Here is a 15,226-nt window from a genome sequence, read left to right as displayed (position 1 = left end):
CCGGTCGTCAGACGCCTCCGTCGCAGGAATACGCGGACTGCCGTTGCGGGGATACGCAGATTTTAAACGAGAGCGGCGGGAATCCGGAGGTATGAGTACGGCAACGAAAATCACCGTCGGAACCATCGCGCTGACCGCGCTGCTCGTCGTCGCCGTCATGGCGAACCTCTGGCTCCTCGTCTGATGTTCGGCGAACGCGACTACCCCGACGAGGTCGCGGCGGTCCGCGACGAGCACGCGCCCGACGCGCTCGTCCTCGACTGCGAGCGCGACTTCGAGACGCTCCCCGTCGCGGCCCGCGACGACCTCGCGCTGCTGACGGACGAGCTCCGGCCGTTCTCCTGTCCCGAGACGTGGTTGCCCGAGGACGCGCCGGAACTCCTCCGGCGCTTCGCGGGGTCGGACCTCGTCGTCGGCATGCCGGGCGACGGCAGCGTCGCCTGGACCCGCCAGACGGCGCCGCCGGTCGTCTTCGTGAAACCGCGCGTCGAGGGGTCGCCCGAGTCGTTCGTCGACTTCCTCGTCGCGGAGGCGCTCGTCGAAGTCGGCCTGGCGCTGCCCGAACAGTTCCTCGGCTTCTTCGAGGACCGGTATCCGGAGTTCGACGCCGCGGTCCCGCTAGACGCGGGGAGCACCTACCAGCTTGCGGCCGCGCTGTTCGACGCTTACAAGGGACTACACACCCGGGAGGTGTTCTCGGGCTGGGAGGACGTCCACCCGGAGCTGTTCGCCGCGTGGGCGGACGCCGGCGAGCGTATCGAACCGAGAATCGAGGGCGTAACCGGGGAGGTCTCCCGGGGTGAGACGGACTTCGCCGACGCCGCCGAACTCGCCTGCAGCGGCATCAAGCACGGCGTCGAACCGCCCGCCCCCTTCACGGCGCTGGACACCGGGGCGTACCGCGACCATGGCGTCGACTACGCGGTCAAGTGGGCCGAGAAGACGCTCGGGTAGCTACCGTTCCTGTTCCGGGGTCGTGACCGGTAACGTGGCCGCCGTGCGTTCGGTGACCGTCGCGGTCCGGAGGATGAACGAGAAGAGAATCGAGAGCGGGAGGAGGACTACCCTGTTCGCGGCCAGGACGGTCGTCCCACTCCCGGTGAACGAGAGGAGGACGACCACGGAGAACGCCTCGGCAGGGATGCCGGCGTACAGCAGGACCCGCGACAGCGACGAGAGTTCGTCCTGAAGGTAGACGCTCTTGAAGTACTGGCGGGCGACGTCGATCTCCTGTAGTCGGTCGATGAGTCTCCCGAGGCAGTCGAGGGTCAACTCCGAGAGTTCGTCGCTTCGCCGGTGGCGAATCCGGCGAGCCTGATTTATCTGGTTCGCGTAGTTTGTGGTCAGCGTGACCGACAGGACCTGGAAGACGTCGGCGTCCGACTCCTCCAGGATGCGGGTAATCTCGTCGACGTGGTCGGTCAACGTCGTCACGAGGTCGTTCACTTCGTCCCAGGCGTCGTCCGATTGGGCCGCGAGGCCGCCGAGACGCTGGGCCTCCTGGCGGGTGTTCTGGAACAGCAGTTTCAGGAATCCGTGCGGCTCCACCGGGGCTATCTCGCCTGCGGCGTCCTCGACTTCCTGGCGGTAGTCGATGACGTTCTCTATCTGGGACTCCAGCTCTCCCGGCGACTTCAGTTCCCGGGAGAGCAGTAGCTGGTTGATGGAGACGACGACCGTGATGAGGGTCATGTTCCCACCGATGAGCGCGCTGAACACGTAGAAGGCGGGTTGAGACTGTTCGAGGGGGAGGAGTCCGAGCGACGTCGACAGGCCGAAGAGCGTCAGCAGGGCGGCCGCGGTCAGAAAGGCGACGACCAGTCGATTCCCGTCGAGCAGGAGCCACTCTCTCGCCCGGTCGGCCCGGCTTTCCAGTTCCGAGCTGATTGGGGCTGCGATGTCGCGTTCTGACTCGCTCACGTCCGTCGCGTACGCGACAACCGACCGAAAGTCCACTGGCGCTCTAACGGGTAAGGCGTCGGAAACGGGAGGATTTGTCGGAGACTGGAAAGAAGCCTCAGACCGCTTCTGGGCCACGCTTGCCGGTCCGGACCTGACAGGCGTCGTCGACCGGCTGGACGAATATCTTGCCGTCGCCGGGCTCGCCCGTGCTGGCGGCCTCGCGCACGGCCGCTATCACGTCCTCGGCGGGGACGTCGGCGACGACGCACTCGACCTTGACCTTCTGGTGGAGGTCGACGACGTACTTCTCGCCGCGCCACTGGCCGCGCTTGGCCGGCTGGCTGCCGCGCCCGCTCACGTTCGTCACGGTGAGGCTGGGCGCGCCGACGTCGGCGAGCGCCCGCTTCACGTCGGTCAGGCGGTCCGGGCGCACGATGGCTGTCACCATCCGTATCTCGCTTTCGGGACGGCCGCCGTCGGTGACCACGTCGGCGGGGCGGTCGACGCCGAACTCGGGATAGGTGTCGACGCCGTGCTCGGCGACGTCGAGGCCCTCGCGTTCGTGTTCGGCCGTGACCCGCGCCTGGCCGAGCGTGCGGGCGACGCCGAACACGACTCCCGTGGCGGTCACGGTCCAGAGGGCGATGACGACGACGCCGGTCGCCTGCACTGCGAGGCCGGAGAGGACCTCGGCGACGGCGAAACTCTCCCAGGTGCTGACCGCGACGAACGGGTAGGCGAGCGCGCTGAGCACGCCCGCGGAGCCGTGGACGGGGAAGACCGCACAGACGTCGTCGACCTTCAGGCGTTTCTCGACGAACGTGAAGACGACGGGGAGTTGCGCGCCGGCGAGCAGGCCGACCGCGACCGCCCCCGGCCAGACGATGTCGTCCGCGATGCCGGTGATGCCGACGAGGCCGGCGAGCAGGCCGTTGGCGACGTAGAGGGTGTCGACCTTGTCGGTGCGGCGGATGGACACCGCGGCCGCGCCGACGGCGCCCGCGGCCATCCCCAGCGTCGTCACGAGCGCGACGCGACCGACGGTCTCGAACGCGGCCAGCGAGAGCGACCCCGATTCGGCGGCGAACACGGTCGCGGCGGTGCCGACGTTGAAGCCGTACCAGCCGAACGCCAGGATGAGCGTCCCGAGGACGGCGAACGGCAGCGAGTGGCCGGGGATGACGTTCGCGCTGCCGTCCTCGTCGAACCGACCGAGGCGCGGGCCGACGACCCACGCCGCGGTGAGGCCGGCGATGCCGCCCATTCCGTGGACGACCATGCCGCCCGCGAAGTCGTGGAAGCCGATGGTCGCGAGGACGCCGCCGGTCCACGTGAACCCGACGACGACCGGGTAGATGACCCCCGCGAGCAGGACGGTGTAACTCACGTAGGTCCGGAGCTTGCACCGCCCGGCGACGGCCCCGCTGACGATGGTCGCAGCGGTCATGGCGAACACCGCGCCGAACAGCCACGACACCCAGTCGTTGACGCTCGTCGGGGCGAGCACGGCCGCGACCTCGCCCGCCACGGACCACTGCCCGCCGGCGCCGGTGAGGTGGCCGACGACGTTCGACAGCGCCGCACCGACGAGGAAGAAGGCGACGACGCCGACGCTCCAGGTGAGCAGGTTCTTCGTCAACTGGTTGGCGACGTTCTTCGAGCGCACCTGGCCCGCCTCCAGCATGGCGAACCCGGCGTGCATGAAGAAGATGAGGAAGGTCGCCACCAGCACCCACAGGAGGTTGACGCCCTGCGCCAGGACGGCGAGGTCGCTCACCATGCTTCGCCCTCCGACGCCGTTTCGGAGGCCGACGGTTCGTCGGCGTCCTCCGCGTCGCTTCTGCCTCCCGGAACGACGACGAAATCATCTGGACGACTGTCCATGATTATCGAATATTCTTCGAGGTTCGTGCTTCGAGTCACGATTCAACCGAACAGTGCACGTCTTCATAAGGTTAATCGTTGACAAAATCGCATTATTCGAGAGTCAGACGGACGCACGTCCGATTTATAAGCGGATGGGAGGAATATAAGGTCGTAAACCGTCCAGAAGTGGCCGCTCGTGGAATCGGTTTCTGGACGAACGTGGGGTGGCGCGGCGAGCGGTCGTTGGGGAGGCGTCTCCACCCCTCCGTCGCGCGCTCGCTCCGGACCCGTCGAGAACGGAGAGCTTCGAACTCGTCGACGGCAACGGAAACGTCCGATTCGCGGACCCCCGGCCGACCCGGCTATCGAACCGAACGAGCGCCGGTCGGTTACGACCGGTCTACAGTTTCGCCGCCACGTCCTCGGCGAAGTACGTCACGATGACGTCCGCCCCGGCGCGTTTGATGGACAGGAGCGACTCCAGGGCGGTCGCTTCGAGGTCGAGCCACCCCCTGTCGCTGGCGGCGTGCAGCATCGCGTACTCGCCGGAGACGTTGTACGCCGCGACAGGGAGGTCGAAGTTCCGGTCGACCGACGACACCACGTCGAGGTAGGAGAGCGCGGGCTTGACCATCAGCAGGTCCGCGCCCTGCTCGACGTCGAGCGCGACCTCCCGTATCGCCTCGCGGGCGTTGGCCGGGTCCATCTGGTAGTGGCGGCGGTCGCCGAACGCGGGCGCACCGTCCGCCGCGTCGCGGAACGGCCCGTAGAACGCCGACTCGTACTTCGCCGCGTAGCTCATGATGGGCACGTCGCGGAAGCCGGCGTCGTCGAGCGCCTCTCGGATGGCCCCGACCATGCCGTCCATCATCCCGCTCGGCGCGACCACGTCCGCACCCGCCTCGGCGTGGGAGACCGCAATCTTCCGGAGGAGGTCCAGCGTCTCGTCGTTGCGGACGGTGAGGTCGGGATTCTCGGCGGCGTCCTGCTCCACGAGCCCGCAGTGGCCGTGGTCGGTGTACTCGCAGAGACAGACGTCGGTGACGACCGTCGCCGCCGTCTCGCTCGCGATCCGGCGCGTCGCCTCCTGAACGACGCCGTCCTCGGCCCACGCGCGACTCCCCTCGGCGTCTTTCGACTCGGGGATGCCGAACAGCATCACCGTCTCGACGCCGGTGTCGAGCACCTCCTCGACGCGGGCGACGCTCTCGTCGAGGGGGACGCGCTCGTGTCCGGGCATCGACGGGATGGCGACTCGCTCGTCGGTCGTCGCGTCCACGAACACGGGCGCGACGAGGTCGTTCGCTTCCAGGCTCGTCTCGCTGACCAGTTCGCGCACGCCGTCCCGTCGCAGGCGTCGGGGGCGGTCGGTGAGGTCCATGTCTCGAACTACCGGTGGCGGCCCCAAAACCGCATCGCTCTCGGCGACCCACTCCGCCGTTTCACGCCACCGTCACCGACCCACGGTCGGTTTCTCTCGGGACGGAACCGGTGCGGACACCGACAGCGGAACCGTTACCCGGCCGGACGCCGAAGCGACGGTCGTGACCACCGACGCGAACGACGCCGGCGAGCGGACGGAGTTCGACGTGGACGCCTGGCGCGAGGAACTCGAAGCGCACCGCGCCGAGAAGGACGAGTTCTTCGACGAACACCCGCAGTCGCCGATTCCGCCGGAGGACCGCGAGGAGTTCTCGGGGTTGCCGTACTTCGACCCGGACCCCGACTACCGCGTGACGGCGACGGTCGAGACCCACGACGACCCCGAACCGGTCGCGATGGAGACGACGAGCGGACCGCCCCAGCGGTACCTCCGGGAAGCGACGCTGCGGTTCGACGTCGACGGCGAAGAGTGTACGCTGGCTATGTACGGCCGCGAGGACCAGGAGTCGCTGTTCGTCCCGTTCCGCGACAAGACGACCGGCCAGCAGTCCTACGAGAACGGTCGCTACCTCGAACTCCACCTCGAGGGCGACCTGTCCGACGGCGACGAGATACCGGTCGACTTCAACCTCGCGTACACGCCGTTCTGTGCGTTCAGCGAGGCGTTCTCCTGCCCGCTTCCGCCGGAGGAAAACTGGCTCGACGTCGTGGTCCGCGCCGGCGAGAAGGACTGGACGTCGAACTGATTCGGTGCGCTTCTCGACGATTCGCACGCGAGTCTCGGCTCACGCCGTGAAATCTCCAGTTGAAACGAAGGGGTGACGAGCAGGCAGTTTCGCCATCGGCGATATCTTCTTCCGACTCTCCCAACTGAACGAGACAGGAAGGCATAATAACTGGGGGTAGGGAAAACTAATTTGCCGATAAGGGAATTTGGGTGAGAATCTGGAAAGGATTTTTACTGGAGTGCAACCAAGTACGATCGCTGGCGGTGCCACCGCCGGCTACCAAAATGGCAAACTGCAAACACTGCGGCGCGCACGTCTCCGACCGATTCGTGCGCGTCTTCGGAGACGAGATGGGTCGCGTCCACGCCTGCCCGGCTTGCTCGGCGAACGCGGGTATCGCCGAAGTAGCACGCCAGCGGGCCCAGTAAGCATCGTCGATCGTGGCGGAAGCGACAGGGAAAAGTCCAACCACGCGAAGCCTGTCAGACGTGACCGACCACTGGGTGTACGTCGTCCGATGCAGTGACGGCAGCTTTTATACCGGATACACGACGGACGTCGAACGGAGGGTCGCCGAGCACGACGCCGGCGAGGGAGCCAAGTACACCCGTGGCCGTACCCCGGTCGAACTGGTCCACGCCGAACGGTTCGAGACGCGCTCGGCCGCGATGTCCAGGGAGTACGAGATAAAACAGCTCTGCCGCCGCGAGAAGGAGCGACTGGTCGAGTAGCGCGTCGGCGACCGACTCAGTCGTCGGCCGCGGCTTCGTCGGCTCCGGTTCCGGTCACGTCGGGGTTGATGTCGGCGTACTGGACCGCCTGCCGGCCGAGTTTCCGCGTGCGCTCTTCCAGGTCGTCGTCGACGAACCGGCCGTCCTCGAACTTCTCGTAGGCGTTCCGGATGCCGACCTGGTGGGGCAGCACCCAGCCGTGGACGCCCCGGACCGTGATGCGCATGTGGTCGAGGGTGCTCGCATACGACCCGCCGCCGGCCGTCGCGAGCAGGCCGACGGTGGTGTCCTCGTACTCGTCGAAACTGCAGTAGTCGTGGACGTTCCGGAACGCCGAGGAGTACGAACCGTGGTAGACCGGACTGCCGAGGACGACCGAATCGGCCTCCCGTATCTTGCGCTTGAGTTCGACCGCCTCGGGCGGTTCCTCCTCGTCGGGGTCGAACACGGGGAGGTCGTACTCCCGAACGTCGAGCAGTTCGGTCCGCACACCGGCCTCCTCCGCGGCGTCGAGAACGTGTCTCAGAGCGGCTCGCGTGTAGCTACCGTCTCGCCTGCTCCCGCAGACGGCGACTACGGTCGGTGATTCCATCGTTCGTTACCTCCGCGTCGTGAACGTTTAATCTGCTCGCCGCCGTCTCGCCGACGGGACGGGCGACCTCGGAGTCGTTCCATACCGGACCGTGGTGACGCCGTCACAAAACCCTTCCCGGAAGCCGATTTTTGTAAATAGAACTACCGTTTCCCCGCCACCATTAACTCCGCGCGTGAAGAACCCCCACCCATGCGCGTCCGCGATGCGGTCGAATCCGACGGCGGTCGACTGGCCGACCTCGCAGGCGTTCCCAGCGAGGTCATGGCGAACGTCGTCCACGACCGGTCGGTCCGCGTCGCAGAGACCGACGACGACATCGTCGGCTTCGTCGGCTTCGACGCCCGGAAAGACGCGGTTCACGTCACCCATCTCTACGGCTCTCGGGCGGCCTGCGAGCGCCTGCTCGACGAACCGGTCCGGTTCGCCGCCAGCGAGGCGATGACCGTCGAACTGCTGGTGCCAGAAGACGAGGACGAGACGATGTCGGCGGCCCGGGCGAACGACTTCGAACGCGCCGGCAACGGACCGCGCTTCGAGGGCCAGGAGACGGTCCGGTTTCGACTGGACAGTCCGGGCAGTAACGACGCAGCGTTCCGATAAGGGTGGAACTGACGTTCCGAATACGGATGCGCTCGCGTGACGTTCATGGCATGGCACGCGATTGACGGACACGCGAGCACGGTTCCACTACGTACTTGGACAGGTTAGATTTGACGCCGAGAGACGCGTCCTCGCGTGAAAAAGCATCCTGTCGACGCTCCGGAACGATGTCGAAAGCGACGTGTCGAATCCTCTGGCGTCGTCGACCGTCCCCGGCACGTCCGGCGGTTCCGGCCCCGTCCGTGTCAGAAGGGAAGGACCCCGAGCAGGTCGTTCTGGGAGACGTACAGCGTCACCGCCGCGAGCCACCCCTGGAACAGCAGCGTCCCGAGCGCGGAGAGGACGATGAACTCCCAGTCGCGCATTTCAGCGAAGCCCGCGGGGACGGTGAGCATCCCGCGCGTGAAGAGCAGGGCGTTGCTCACCGGAACGACGACGCGGCCCCAGCGCTGGAACCAGCCCTCGAAGCGGTCCAGCGAGGACTCGCTGACGCGGAACCAGGGCTTGTCGAGCAGGTACTCCCGGCCGCCGCGTTTCGCCAGCAGGAAGAGGGCGTACTGACCGACGGTCGCGCCGACGACGGCCACGAGGATGACCGCGGCGATGGCGTCGTAGTCGTGGGCCGACGCCGGGAGGACGGTGACGCCGATGGGGACGAGGCTCTCGCTCGGCGCGAAGTACAGCAGCATCGCACCCTCCAGGATGAGGATGAAGAAGAGCGCGAACAGGCCGTACTGGTCCAGCCACTCCTTCGCCAGCGACTTGTCGCCGACGAGAAAGAGGGTGACGCCGACGATTGCACCGCCGGCGACGGCCCCGACGAGGAGGAGCAGGCCGTAGTCCTCGACGAACTGTCTGGCCGCCCGCGTGTCCGGGGCGAACGAGAGAATCGCGGCCCCGACGAGCGAGAGCGCGAGCAAGGCCACGGGAAGCGTCGTGTCTGCGATACCGGAGAGCAGGGCGGACGTCATCAGATTCGCGTATTGACGGGACGGGCTAAATGCGTTGTGTCTCGCCCGGAGAACCTCGGTCGGAGTTCGGCGGGCAACCTGCCCTCCGACGACCCTCGCATTCAAGTACCATCACGGGACCAGTCCAGTTCAACAACCCTAAGCAACCGGAGGCTCAGTAACGAACGATGTCGGACTGGCGGGACGTTTTCGGTCACGAGAAGCCGTACGACGAGCAGGTCGACGGTATCGAGACGGCTATCGACACCGCCCGCGACGACGGATTCACCGTCGTCGAGGGTGCCTGCGGCACTGGCAAGACCATGCTCGCGCTCACGGCGGGCATCGACCTCGTGCGCGACCCGGACAGCGACTACGAGCGCGTACTCGTCCTGACGAGCGTCAAACAGCAGCTCCGCCAGTTCGAGGAGGACCTGCGGACCATCAACGCCGGCCTGCCGGACGACTGGAAGCCCGTCTCGGGACTGACGCTGGTCGGCAAGGCCGACGTCTGTCCCTACAACCGCGAGAACGCAGGAGGCATCGACGAGGGGAACGTCTACGAGCGCTGCGAGGGCCTGCGCGAGCGCACCCGCAACCTCGTCGGCGACGGCGGCTCGACCACCGGGGGGAACCTCGCCTCGCGCGCCCGGAGCCAGCAGACCGGGCTCGCCGACTCCGGCCGCGGTGGCGGCGCGACCTACCTGGAGACGGCCGGCGAACCGACTCCCTACCCGCCGGAGATGCCCGAGTACGACGATACGGAGTACTGCCCCTTCTACGCCCAGTTCCTGGAGGACCTGCCGGAAGACGGCGACCCCGTCGAGGCCGTCCCCTTCGAGTTCGACGACGTGGGACTCGTCGAACCGGACGACCTCGTCTCCCTCTCGGTCCAGCACGGCACCTGTCCGCACTCGATGATGGGCGCGCTCCTCGCCGACGTTGAGGTCGTCGTGGGCAACTACTACCACGCGTTCGACCCGACGACGACCGCCTCGTTCACCGGCGCACTGCTGGACGAGGAGACGTTCGTCGTCTGCGACGAGGCGCACATGCTCGAACCGCGAGTCCGGGACCTCGTCAGCGAGTCGGTCGGCGACGCCACCCTGCGGGACGCCGAGGCGGAACTCACGCGGGTCATCCAGCCCGTGGAGTTCGACGACCGCGACGCGAAGTCCACCACCGCCGACGCCGACCTCGTGCGCGCCGAACTCGAAGAGGCCGGCGTCACGCTCCGCGAACTGAAGGAGGTCAGGAACTTCCTCCGGGACCTCCGGGAGGAACTCGACCGGCGAGTCACCGCCTACCTCGAACGCGAACACCGCGGCTGGAAGGCGGGCCTCGCGGACCTGCCGGACGCCGAGATTCCGCTCCGGGACCCGACCGAGCCCCAGCCGGACGCCATCTCCGAGTGGGTCGACCGCGAGGGGTACGACGGCGGCACGTGGGCGCGCGCGGAGCCGGTCGGTGCGGTCGTCGCGCGAATCCTGAACGAGGCCGAGGCCGACGAGGGCGAGTCGGTCGAGAAAGAGCGGGCCGCACCCGCGGCGGGCCGCGTGCTCGGCGAGTGGTACCGTAACGACCACGAGCATTACTTCCGGGAGATAGAACTCGAACGCACGTGGAACGACGCGGAGCCGGACGACTCCTGGCGGCGGGCGTACAACGCCCGGCTCGCGATGCAGAACTGCGTCCCCAGCGACGCCATCGGCGAACGACTCGCGGAGTTCGGCGGCGGCGTCCTGATGAGCGCGACGCTCGCACCGCTCGACGTGTTCGAGGAGGTCTCCGGTCTCACCCACCTCCACGAGGAGGGTCGCCCCGTCGTCGAGCGGACCTACGGCCTCAACTTCCCCGAGGAGAACCGGGAGAGCTTCGCGGTCGACGCGCCGAAGTTCACCTACGACAACCGCGGACGGCCCGGGGACGAGACCCGGACCCGACAGCTGTACGCGGACGCCATCCGCGACGTCGCACGCTCGCCCGGCAACGTGCTCGTCGGGATGCCGAACTACGCCGAGGCCGAGTGGGCAGCCGAAACGCTGCGGGCGGTCGTCGACAAGCCGGTCCTGCTGGACGAGAGCAGCGCGGACGAGGCGACCGAGGCCCTGAAAGACGACTTCTTCGCCGGGGAGTCGAAGGTGCTGGTCACCAGCCTCCGCGGCACCCTGACCGAAGGGGTCGACTACCGCGGCGACCGCCTCCGCGCCGCCGTCGTCTGTGGCGTCCCGATAATCAACACGTCGAGTCCCCGGACGAGGGCGGTCCGGACGGCCTACGACCGCGTCTTCGGCGACGGGTTCACTTACGCGCTCACCGTCCCCGCGGTCCGGAAGGCCAGGCAGGCGCTCGGGCGGGTCATCCGCGGTCCCGACGAGGAGGGCGTCCGCGTGCTGGTCGACAGCCGCTACGCTCGCGATAGCTGGGACAGCGTCCGGGAGTTCTTCCCGGAGACGGAACGCGAGGAGTTCCAGCCCGTGAGCCCCGACATGCTCTCGCTCGGTCTCGACCGGTTCTGGGACTGAGCGGCGGCGAGACGAATCGGAAACGGAAGCGGCGACGCCGGGGGGTCAGGGAACGAGCTGTTCGCCGTCGTCGTCGTACACGCGGATGGCGTCCACAGGGCAGACGCGGGCGGCCATCTTCGCGTCGAACTCGGCGTCCTCCGGAATCTCCCGGACGAACACGTCCTCCTCTTCTTCCTCGCTGTCCCGCAGGTCGGCCTTGCCGTCGTCGCGGTTCTCCTCGAACGCCTCCCACTCTGCGGTGCACTGGAACATCCCCGTGCAGGTGTCGCGGTCGAACTCGATTCGCATACCTGAAGGTGGGGTTGGGGCTGTGATAGTGCTGACGGAGACGTCGGTCCTCGTTCCAGACGTCCGACCCGACAGTTTAAACCGGAAGACGGGCCAAACGCGGGTAATGACTCGAATCTCGTCGCGGCCGCGAGGTGAGCGCGGGTGAAGCCCGCCGACCTCTCCGGCCTCCCGAAGGGCGTCCCCGAACACCTCGCATCGCAGGGTATCGAGGAACTCTACCCGCCGCAGGCGGAGGCGGTCGAGGCCGGCATCACCGACGGCGAGAGCGTCGTCGCCAGCGTGCCGACCGCCAGCGGGAAGACGCTCATCGCGGAACTGGCGATGCTCTCGAGCGTCGCCCGCGGCGGCAAGGCGCTGTACATCGTCCCGCTCCGGGCGCTGGCCAGCGAGAAGAAGGCCGAATTCGAGGAACTCGAACAGTTCGGCGTCTCCGTCGGCGTCTCGACCGGGAACTACGACAGCGACGGCGACTGGCTCGCGGAGAAAGACGTCATCGTCGCGACCAGCGAGAAGGTCGACTCGCTCGTGCGCAACGGCGCGCAGTGGGTCGACGACCTCTCCTGCGTCGTCGCCGACGAAGTCCACCTCGTCGACGACCCGAACCGCGGCCCCACGCTAGAAGTGACGCTGGCGAAGCTCCGGCGCATCAACGACGACCTCCAGACGGTAGCGCTCTCGGCAACGGTCGGGAACGCCGACGAGATAGCGGACTGGCTCGACGCCACGCTCGTCGACTCCTCGTGGCGGCCGATCGACCTCCGGAAGGGCGTCCTCTACGGGCAGGCGCTGCACTTCGACGACGGCACCGAGCAGGAGCTACAGCGGGGCAACGAGAAGGAGACCGCTGCGCTCGTCCGCGACACCCTGGAGGACGACGGCTCCTCCCTCGTGTTCGTCAACTCCCGGCGCAACGCCGAGGCCGCCGCGAAGCGCCTCGCCGACGTGACGGGCGAGTTCCTCACTCCCGAGGAGCGCGACGAACTCGCCGACGTCGCCGCCGAGATACGGGACGTGAGCGACACGGAGACCAGCGACGACCTCGCGGACGCCGTCGCCGAGGGCGCAGCCTTCCACCACGCCGGACTCGCCAGCGACCACCGCGCGCTCGTCGAGGAGGCGTTCCGCGACCGCCTCGTGAAGGTCATCAGCGCGACCCCGACCCTGGCCGCGGGAGTTAACACGCCCAGCAGGCGGGTCATCGTCCGGGACTGGCGACGCTACGACGGCGACGTCGGCGGGATGGCTCCGCTCGACGTGCTCGAAGTCCACCAGATGTTCGGGCGCGCCGGCCGCCCCGGACTGGACCCCTACGGCGAGGCGGTCCTCATCGCCAAGAACCACGAGGAGCTCCAGGAGCTGTTCGACCAGTACGTCTGGGCCGACCCCGAGCCGGTGCGCTCGAAGCTCGCCGCCGAACCCGCGCTCCGGACGCACATCCTCGCCACCGTCGCCTCCGGATTCGCCAGCACCGAGGACGAACTGCTGGAGTTCCTCGAACGCACCCTGTACGCGACCCAGACCGACGAGACGGGTCGCCTGGAGGACGTGACGAGCCACGTCCTCGACTATCTCGAACGCAACGAGTTCCTCGAACGGGACGACCGCCTGAAAGCGACCGGACTCGGCCACCGCGTCTCGCAGCTCTACCTGGACCCCATGAGCGCCGCCGAGATAATCGACGGCCTACGGGACGCGGACGGCCGGCCGACCGCCATGGGTCTGTTCCACCTCGTCGCTCGCACGCCAGACATGTACGAACTCTACCTGCGCTCCGGCGACCGCGAGCAGTACACGGAACTCGCCTACGAGCGCGAGACGGAGTTCCTCGGGTCCATGCCCTCGGAGTTCGAGGACGGCGCCTTCGAGGACTGGCTCTCGGCGCTGAAGACCGCCCGCCTGCTGGAGGACTGGGCGAGCGAACTCGACGAGGACCGCATCACCGACCGCTACGGCGTCGGACCGGGCGACATCCGCGGCAAGGTCGAGACAGCGGAGTGGCTTCTCAACGCCGCCGAGCGACTCGCCGCGGAACTGCAGCGCGACGAGAGCGAGGAGATTCCGGGCGAGGTGACGACCGGAATCCGCGAGGCGCGAAAACGCGTCGAGTACGGCGTCCAGGAGGAACTGCTCGACCTCGCGGGCGTGCGGAACGTCGGCCGCAAGCGGGCACGACGGCTCTACGCTGCGGGCATCGAGTCGCGCGCCGACCTCCGGAACGCGGACGCGTCCGTCGTGCTCGGCGCGCTCCGAGGTCGGAAGAAGACTGCCGAGAAGATACTGGAGAACGTCGGCCACCAGGACCCGTCGCTCGACGACGTGGAGGCGGACGAGAGCACCGCCGCGGCAGTCACGAACGCCGCCGACGGCGACGACGCCGGCGGCGCGGCGGCCGACGAGCGAAGCGACCAGCAGAGCCTCGGTGACTTCGGATGAGGACGGTCGAAGGCGTCGCGGTCGTCGACGACGTGGACGCGTTTCTCGACCGCCTCGGCGCGGTCGGCGCGAACCACGACTGTGCGGTCCAGGCGTTCGACGCCCGCTACGTGGCGGGCCGGGACCATCTGGAAGCGGCGGTCGAACACGCGAACCGGGCGTTCGAACGCGGCGAGAACGTCGCTCGCGACCGCTCGGTCGAGATACTGCTGTACGCCGCCGGCCGTCGCCAGATAAACCAGGCGCTGGAGATGGGCGTCGGCGAGGGCGAACACCGGGTCGTCGTCGTCGTCGACGGCGAAGCGGGCGACGAAGATGCGGCGGCGACGGCGGTCGCGGACTGCCTGACGCCCGCGGAGACCCTCGGCCCGGACGGCGTTGACCGCGACCGCGTCCGGGAGTTCTTCGCCGTGACGGACGCCGAGATGGCCGCCACCGACGCCGACCTCTCGGAGCTCGTCCGCGAGCGAGTCGCCCTGCTCGACGTGGAGAAGTAATCGAGGGGCCTCACCACCGTGGCCGCTACCCCTTTCCGGTCGCCGCGCCAACTGTCGGGTATGTCCGGGGACGAACCGAACGCCGACAGGGCACAGGACCGTGCGGTCGAACGCCAGCACGAGCGCACCGAGCGCGTCGAGGAGACGCTGGGTCAGGCCGGCGAGATGCTCGGCGAGCACAAGTATCCCGCGTCCAGCGAGGAACTCGCCGCCGAGTACGGCGACCAGCGCCTCGACCTGGCGAACGAGACGGAGTCGCTGGGGAGCGTCTTCGACCGCCTCGTCGACGAGCGGTTCGAGTCGGCCGACGAGGCCGCGAGGCGGTGTACAACGAGGTGACCGGCCAGGCCGGTGGTTCGGAGGAGTACAACGACGAGCGGGCCCTGGGCGAACTCGACGACGCCGAGACCGACGACCGAACCGACGCAAGCGGCCAGTAGCTCCACCTGAAACGAAGGGGGTGAATTCGGGGACGGCGGAGCGTTCAGCGACGAAACGTTACTTCGTCGGTTTCTTCGAGGGACCGCCTGCTCGCGACGGGAACGACGCACTGGAACTCGCCGAGCGGGAAGAAGCCGGTCTTCTCGCCGTCCTTGTCCTTGATGACGAGACCATGTTCCGTCTGGTCGAAACCGTGACAGGTAGCGAGGGTGTTCCCCTGTGCTCCGACGACGTGCATCTTTGACATACACGGAACAGTGACGTGCTACGGCCGGAAAACG

Annotated in this window: 16 protein-coding genes and 1 pseudogene; 9 read left to right on the top strand and 8 right to left on the bottom strand. The window is 67.8% G+C overall.

The window, feature by feature from the left end; genetic code table 11:
- Nucleotides 1–183: 183 nt before the first annotated feature.
- Nucleotides 184–954: a DUF7089 family protein gene (locus ACRYA2_RS13465; protein ID WP_433628917.1), complete on the top strand. Its 771-nt coding sequence runs from the start codon at nucleotides 184–186 to the stop codon at nucleotides 952–954.
- On the opposite strand, the gene ACRYA2_RS13460 is transcribed toward ACRYA2_RS13465, so the two are convergent.
- The 4 genes from ACRYA2_RS13460 to hemB all read right to left on the bottom strand — a co-directional run bounded on the left by ACRYA2_RS13460 (nucleotide 955) and on the right by hemB (nucleotide 5,149).
- Nucleotides 955–1,920 (bottom strand): DUF7972 family membrane protein, encoded by a 966-nt coding sequence (locus ACRYA2_RS13460; RefSeq protein WP_433628914.1) that lies wholly within the window; start codon nucleotides 1,918–1,920, stop codon nucleotides 955–957.
- 97 nt (nucleotides 1,921–2,017) lie between these two features.
- Nucleotides 2,018–3,682, bottom strand: coding sequence for an ammonium transporter (locus ACRYA2_RS13455; RefSeq protein WP_433628912.1), 1,665 nt, complete (start codon nucleotides 3,680–3,682; stop codon nucleotides 2,018–2,020).
- Nucleotides 3,676–3,825, bottom strand: coding sequence for a hypothetical protein (locus ACRYA2_RS13450; protein ID WP_433628911.1), 150 nt, complete (start codon nucleotides 3,823–3,825; stop codon nucleotides 3,676–3,678). Before ACRYA2_RS13450 ends, ACRYA2_RS13455 begins: the two co-directional genes overlap by 7 nt.
- A 343-nt stretch (nucleotides 3,826–4,168) precedes the next feature.
- The gene (gene hemB, locus ACRYA2_RS13445) at nucleotides 4,169–5,149 is read right to left on the bottom strand and encodes a porphobilinogen synthase (protein WP_433628909.1); all 981 of its coding nucleotides are present in this window, start codon (nucleotides 5,147–5,149) and stop codon (nucleotides 4,169–4,171) included.
- A 163-nt stretch (nucleotides 5,150–5,312) separates the two neighbouring features.
- Between hemB and ACRYA2_RS13440 the strand changes: the two genes are divergently transcribed.
- The 3 genes from ACRYA2_RS13440 (at nucleotide 5,313) to ACRYA2_RS13430 (ending at nucleotide 6,610) form a co-directional block, all read left to right on the top strand.
- Nucleotides 5,313–5,897 (top strand): DUF1684 domain-containing protein, encoded by a 585-nt coding sequence (locus tag ACRYA2_RS13440; protein WP_433628906.1) that lies wholly within the window; start codon nucleotides 5,313–5,315, stop codon nucleotides 5,895–5,897.
- A 266-nt stretch (nucleotides 5,898–6,163) separates the two neighbouring features.
- Nucleotides 6,164–6,307 (top strand): DUF7563 family protein, encoded by a 144-nt coding sequence (locus tag ACRYA2_RS13435; protein ID WP_433628903.1) that lies wholly within the window; start codon nucleotides 6,164–6,166, stop codon nucleotides 6,305–6,307.
- 60 nt (nucleotides 6,308–6,367) lie between these two features.
- Nucleotides 6,368–6,610 (top strand): GIY-YIG nuclease family protein, encoded by a 243-nt coding sequence (locus ACRYA2_RS13430; RefSeq protein ID WP_433628901.1) that lies wholly within the window; start codon nucleotides 6,368–6,370, stop codon nucleotides 6,608–6,610.
- Nucleotides 6,611–6,626: 16 nt separating this feature from the next.
- Here the strand turns inward: ACRYA2_RS13430 and ACRYA2_RS13425 are convergent, their stop codons facing one another.
- Entirely contained in the window at nucleotides 6,627–7,202 is a 576-nt protein-coding gene (locus ACRYA2_RS13425) for an NADPH-dependent FMN reductase (RefSeq protein ID WP_433628898.1), read from the bottom strand.
- 192 nt (nucleotides 7,203–7,394) lie between these two features.
- Between ACRYA2_RS13425 and ACRYA2_RS13420 the strand changes: the two genes are divergently transcribed.
- A complete protein-coding gene (locus tag ACRYA2_RS13420; RefSeq protein ID WP_433628896.1) occupies nucleotides 7,395–7,805 on the top strand; it encodes a hypothetical protein in 411 nt (136 codons plus the stop codon).
- A gap of 245 nt (nucleotides 7,806–8,050) precedes the next feature.
- Here ACRYA2_RS13420 and ACRYA2_RS13415 read toward each other — a convergent pair whose 3' ends face one another.
- Nucleotides 8,051–8,776 carry a DedA family protein gene (locus tag ACRYA2_RS13415; protein ID WP_433628894.1) on the bottom strand — a complete coding sequence of 242 codons (726 nt, stop codon included), beginning with the start codon at nucleotides 8,774–8,776 and terminating at the stop codon, nucleotides 8,051–8,053.
- Between the two features lie 167 nt (nucleotides 8,777–8,943).
- Here ACRYA2_RS13415 and ACRYA2_RS13410 point away from each other — a divergent pair, with 167 nt between their 5' ends.
- Nucleotides 8,944–11,280 carry an ATP-dependent DNA helicase gene (locus ACRYA2_RS13410; RefSeq protein ID WP_433628891.1) on the top strand — a complete coding sequence of 779 codons (2,337 nt, stop codon included), beginning with the start codon at nucleotides 8,944–8,946 and terminating at the stop codon, nucleotides 11,278–11,280.
- A gap of 45 nt (nucleotides 11,281–11,325) precedes the next feature.
- Here the strand turns inward: ACRYA2_RS13410 and ACRYA2_RS13405 are convergent, their stop codons facing one another.
- A complete protein-coding gene (locus ACRYA2_RS13405) occupies nucleotides 11,326–11,571 on the bottom strand; it encodes a ferredoxin (protein WP_433628889.1) in 246 nt (81 codons plus the stop codon).
- A gap of 144 nt (nucleotides 11,572–11,715) precedes the next feature.
- Here ACRYA2_RS13405 and ACRYA2_RS13400 point away from each other — a divergent pair, with 144 nt between their 5' ends.
- The 3 genes and pseudogenes from ACRYA2_RS13400 to ACRYA2_RS13390 all read left to right on the top strand — a co-directional run bounded on the left by ACRYA2_RS13400 (nucleotide 11,716) and on the right by ACRYA2_RS13390 (nucleotide 14,944).
- Complete coding sequence (locus tag ACRYA2_RS13400; RefSeq protein WP_433628886.1) at nucleotides 11,716–14,007, top strand: ATP-dependent DNA helicase; 2,292 nt, start codon at nucleotides 11,716–11,718, stop codon at nucleotides 14,005–14,007.
- Nucleotides 14,004–14,504 carry a KEOPS complex subunit Cgi121 gene (gene cgi121, locus ACRYA2_RS13395; RefSeq protein WP_433628884.1) on the top strand — a complete coding sequence of 167 codons (501 nt, stop codon included), beginning with the start codon at nucleotides 14,004–14,006 and terminating at the stop codon, nucleotides 14,502–14,504. The genes ACRYA2_RS13400 and cgi121 overlap by 4 nt, the downstream gene beginning before the upstream one ends.
- Nucleotides 14,505–14,564: 60 nt before the next feature.
- Nucleotides 14,565–14,944 (top strand): annotated as a pseudogene (locus tag ACRYA2_RS13390) (DUF5789 family protein).
- A 44-nt stretch (nucleotides 14,945–14,988) separates the two neighbouring features.
- On the opposite strand, the gene ACRYA2_RS13385 reads toward ACRYA2_RS13390, so the two are convergent.
- Nucleotides 14,989–15,192 carry a hypothetical protein gene (locus tag ACRYA2_RS13385; protein ID WP_433628881.1) on the bottom strand — a complete coding sequence of 68 codons (204 nt, stop codon included), beginning with the start codon at nucleotides 15,190–15,192 and terminating at the stop codon, nucleotides 14,989–14,991.
- Nucleotides 15,193–15,226: the final 34 nt, after the last annotated feature.

The organism is Halomicrococcus pelagicus, from assembly GCF_050954125.1.
This window is presented reverse-complemented; position numbering and strand designations above follow the sequence as displayed.

Excerpts from the sequence above, each read along its gene's own strand:
- ACRYA2_RS13465 (WP_433628917.1), top strand. The coding sequence starts at position 184 with ATGTTCGGCGAACGCGACTACCCCGACGAGGTCGCGGCGGTCCGCGAC.
- ACRYA2_RS13455 (WP_433628912.1), bottom strand. The coding sequence starts at position 3,682 with ATGGTGAGCGACCTCGCCGTCCTGGCGCAGGGCGTCAACCTCCTGTGG.
- hemB (WP_433628909.1), bottom strand. The coding sequence starts at position 5,149 with ATGGACCTCACCGACCGCCCCCGACGCCTGCGACGGGACGGCGTGCGC.
- ACRYA2_RS13435 (WP_433628903.1), top strand. The coding sequence starts at position 6,164 with ATGGCAAACTGCAAACACTGCGGCGCGCACGTCTCCGACCGATTCGTG.
- ACRYA2_RS13425 (WP_433628898.1), bottom strand. The coding sequence starts at position 7,202 with ATGGAATCACCGACCGTAGTCGCCGTCTGCGGGAGCAGGCGAGACGGT.
- ACRYA2_RS13420 (WP_433628896.1), top strand. The coding sequence starts at position 7,395 with ATGCGCGTCCGCGATGCGGTCGAATCCGACGGCGGTCGACTGGCCGAC.
- ACRYA2_RS13415 (WP_433628894.1), bottom strand. The coding sequence starts at position 8,776 with ATGACGTCCGCCCTGCTCTCCGGTATCGCAGACACGACGCTTCCCGTG.
- ACRYA2_RS13410 (WP_433628891.1), top strand. The coding sequence starts at position 8,944 with ATGTCGGACTGGCGGGACGTTTTCGGTCACGAGAAGCCGTACGACGAG.
- ACRYA2_RS13405 (WP_433628889.1), bottom strand. The coding sequence starts at position 11,571 with ATGCGAATCGAGTTCGACCGCGACACCTGCACGGGGATGTTCCAGTGC.
- cgi121 (WP_433628884.1), top strand. The coding sequence starts at position 14,004 with ATGAGGACGGTCGAAGGCGTCGCGGTCGTCGACGACGTGGACGCGTTT.
- ACRYA2_RS13385 (WP_433628881.1), bottom strand. The coding sequence starts at position 15,192 with ATGTCAAAGATGCACGTCGTCGGAGCACAGGGGAACACCCTCGCTACC.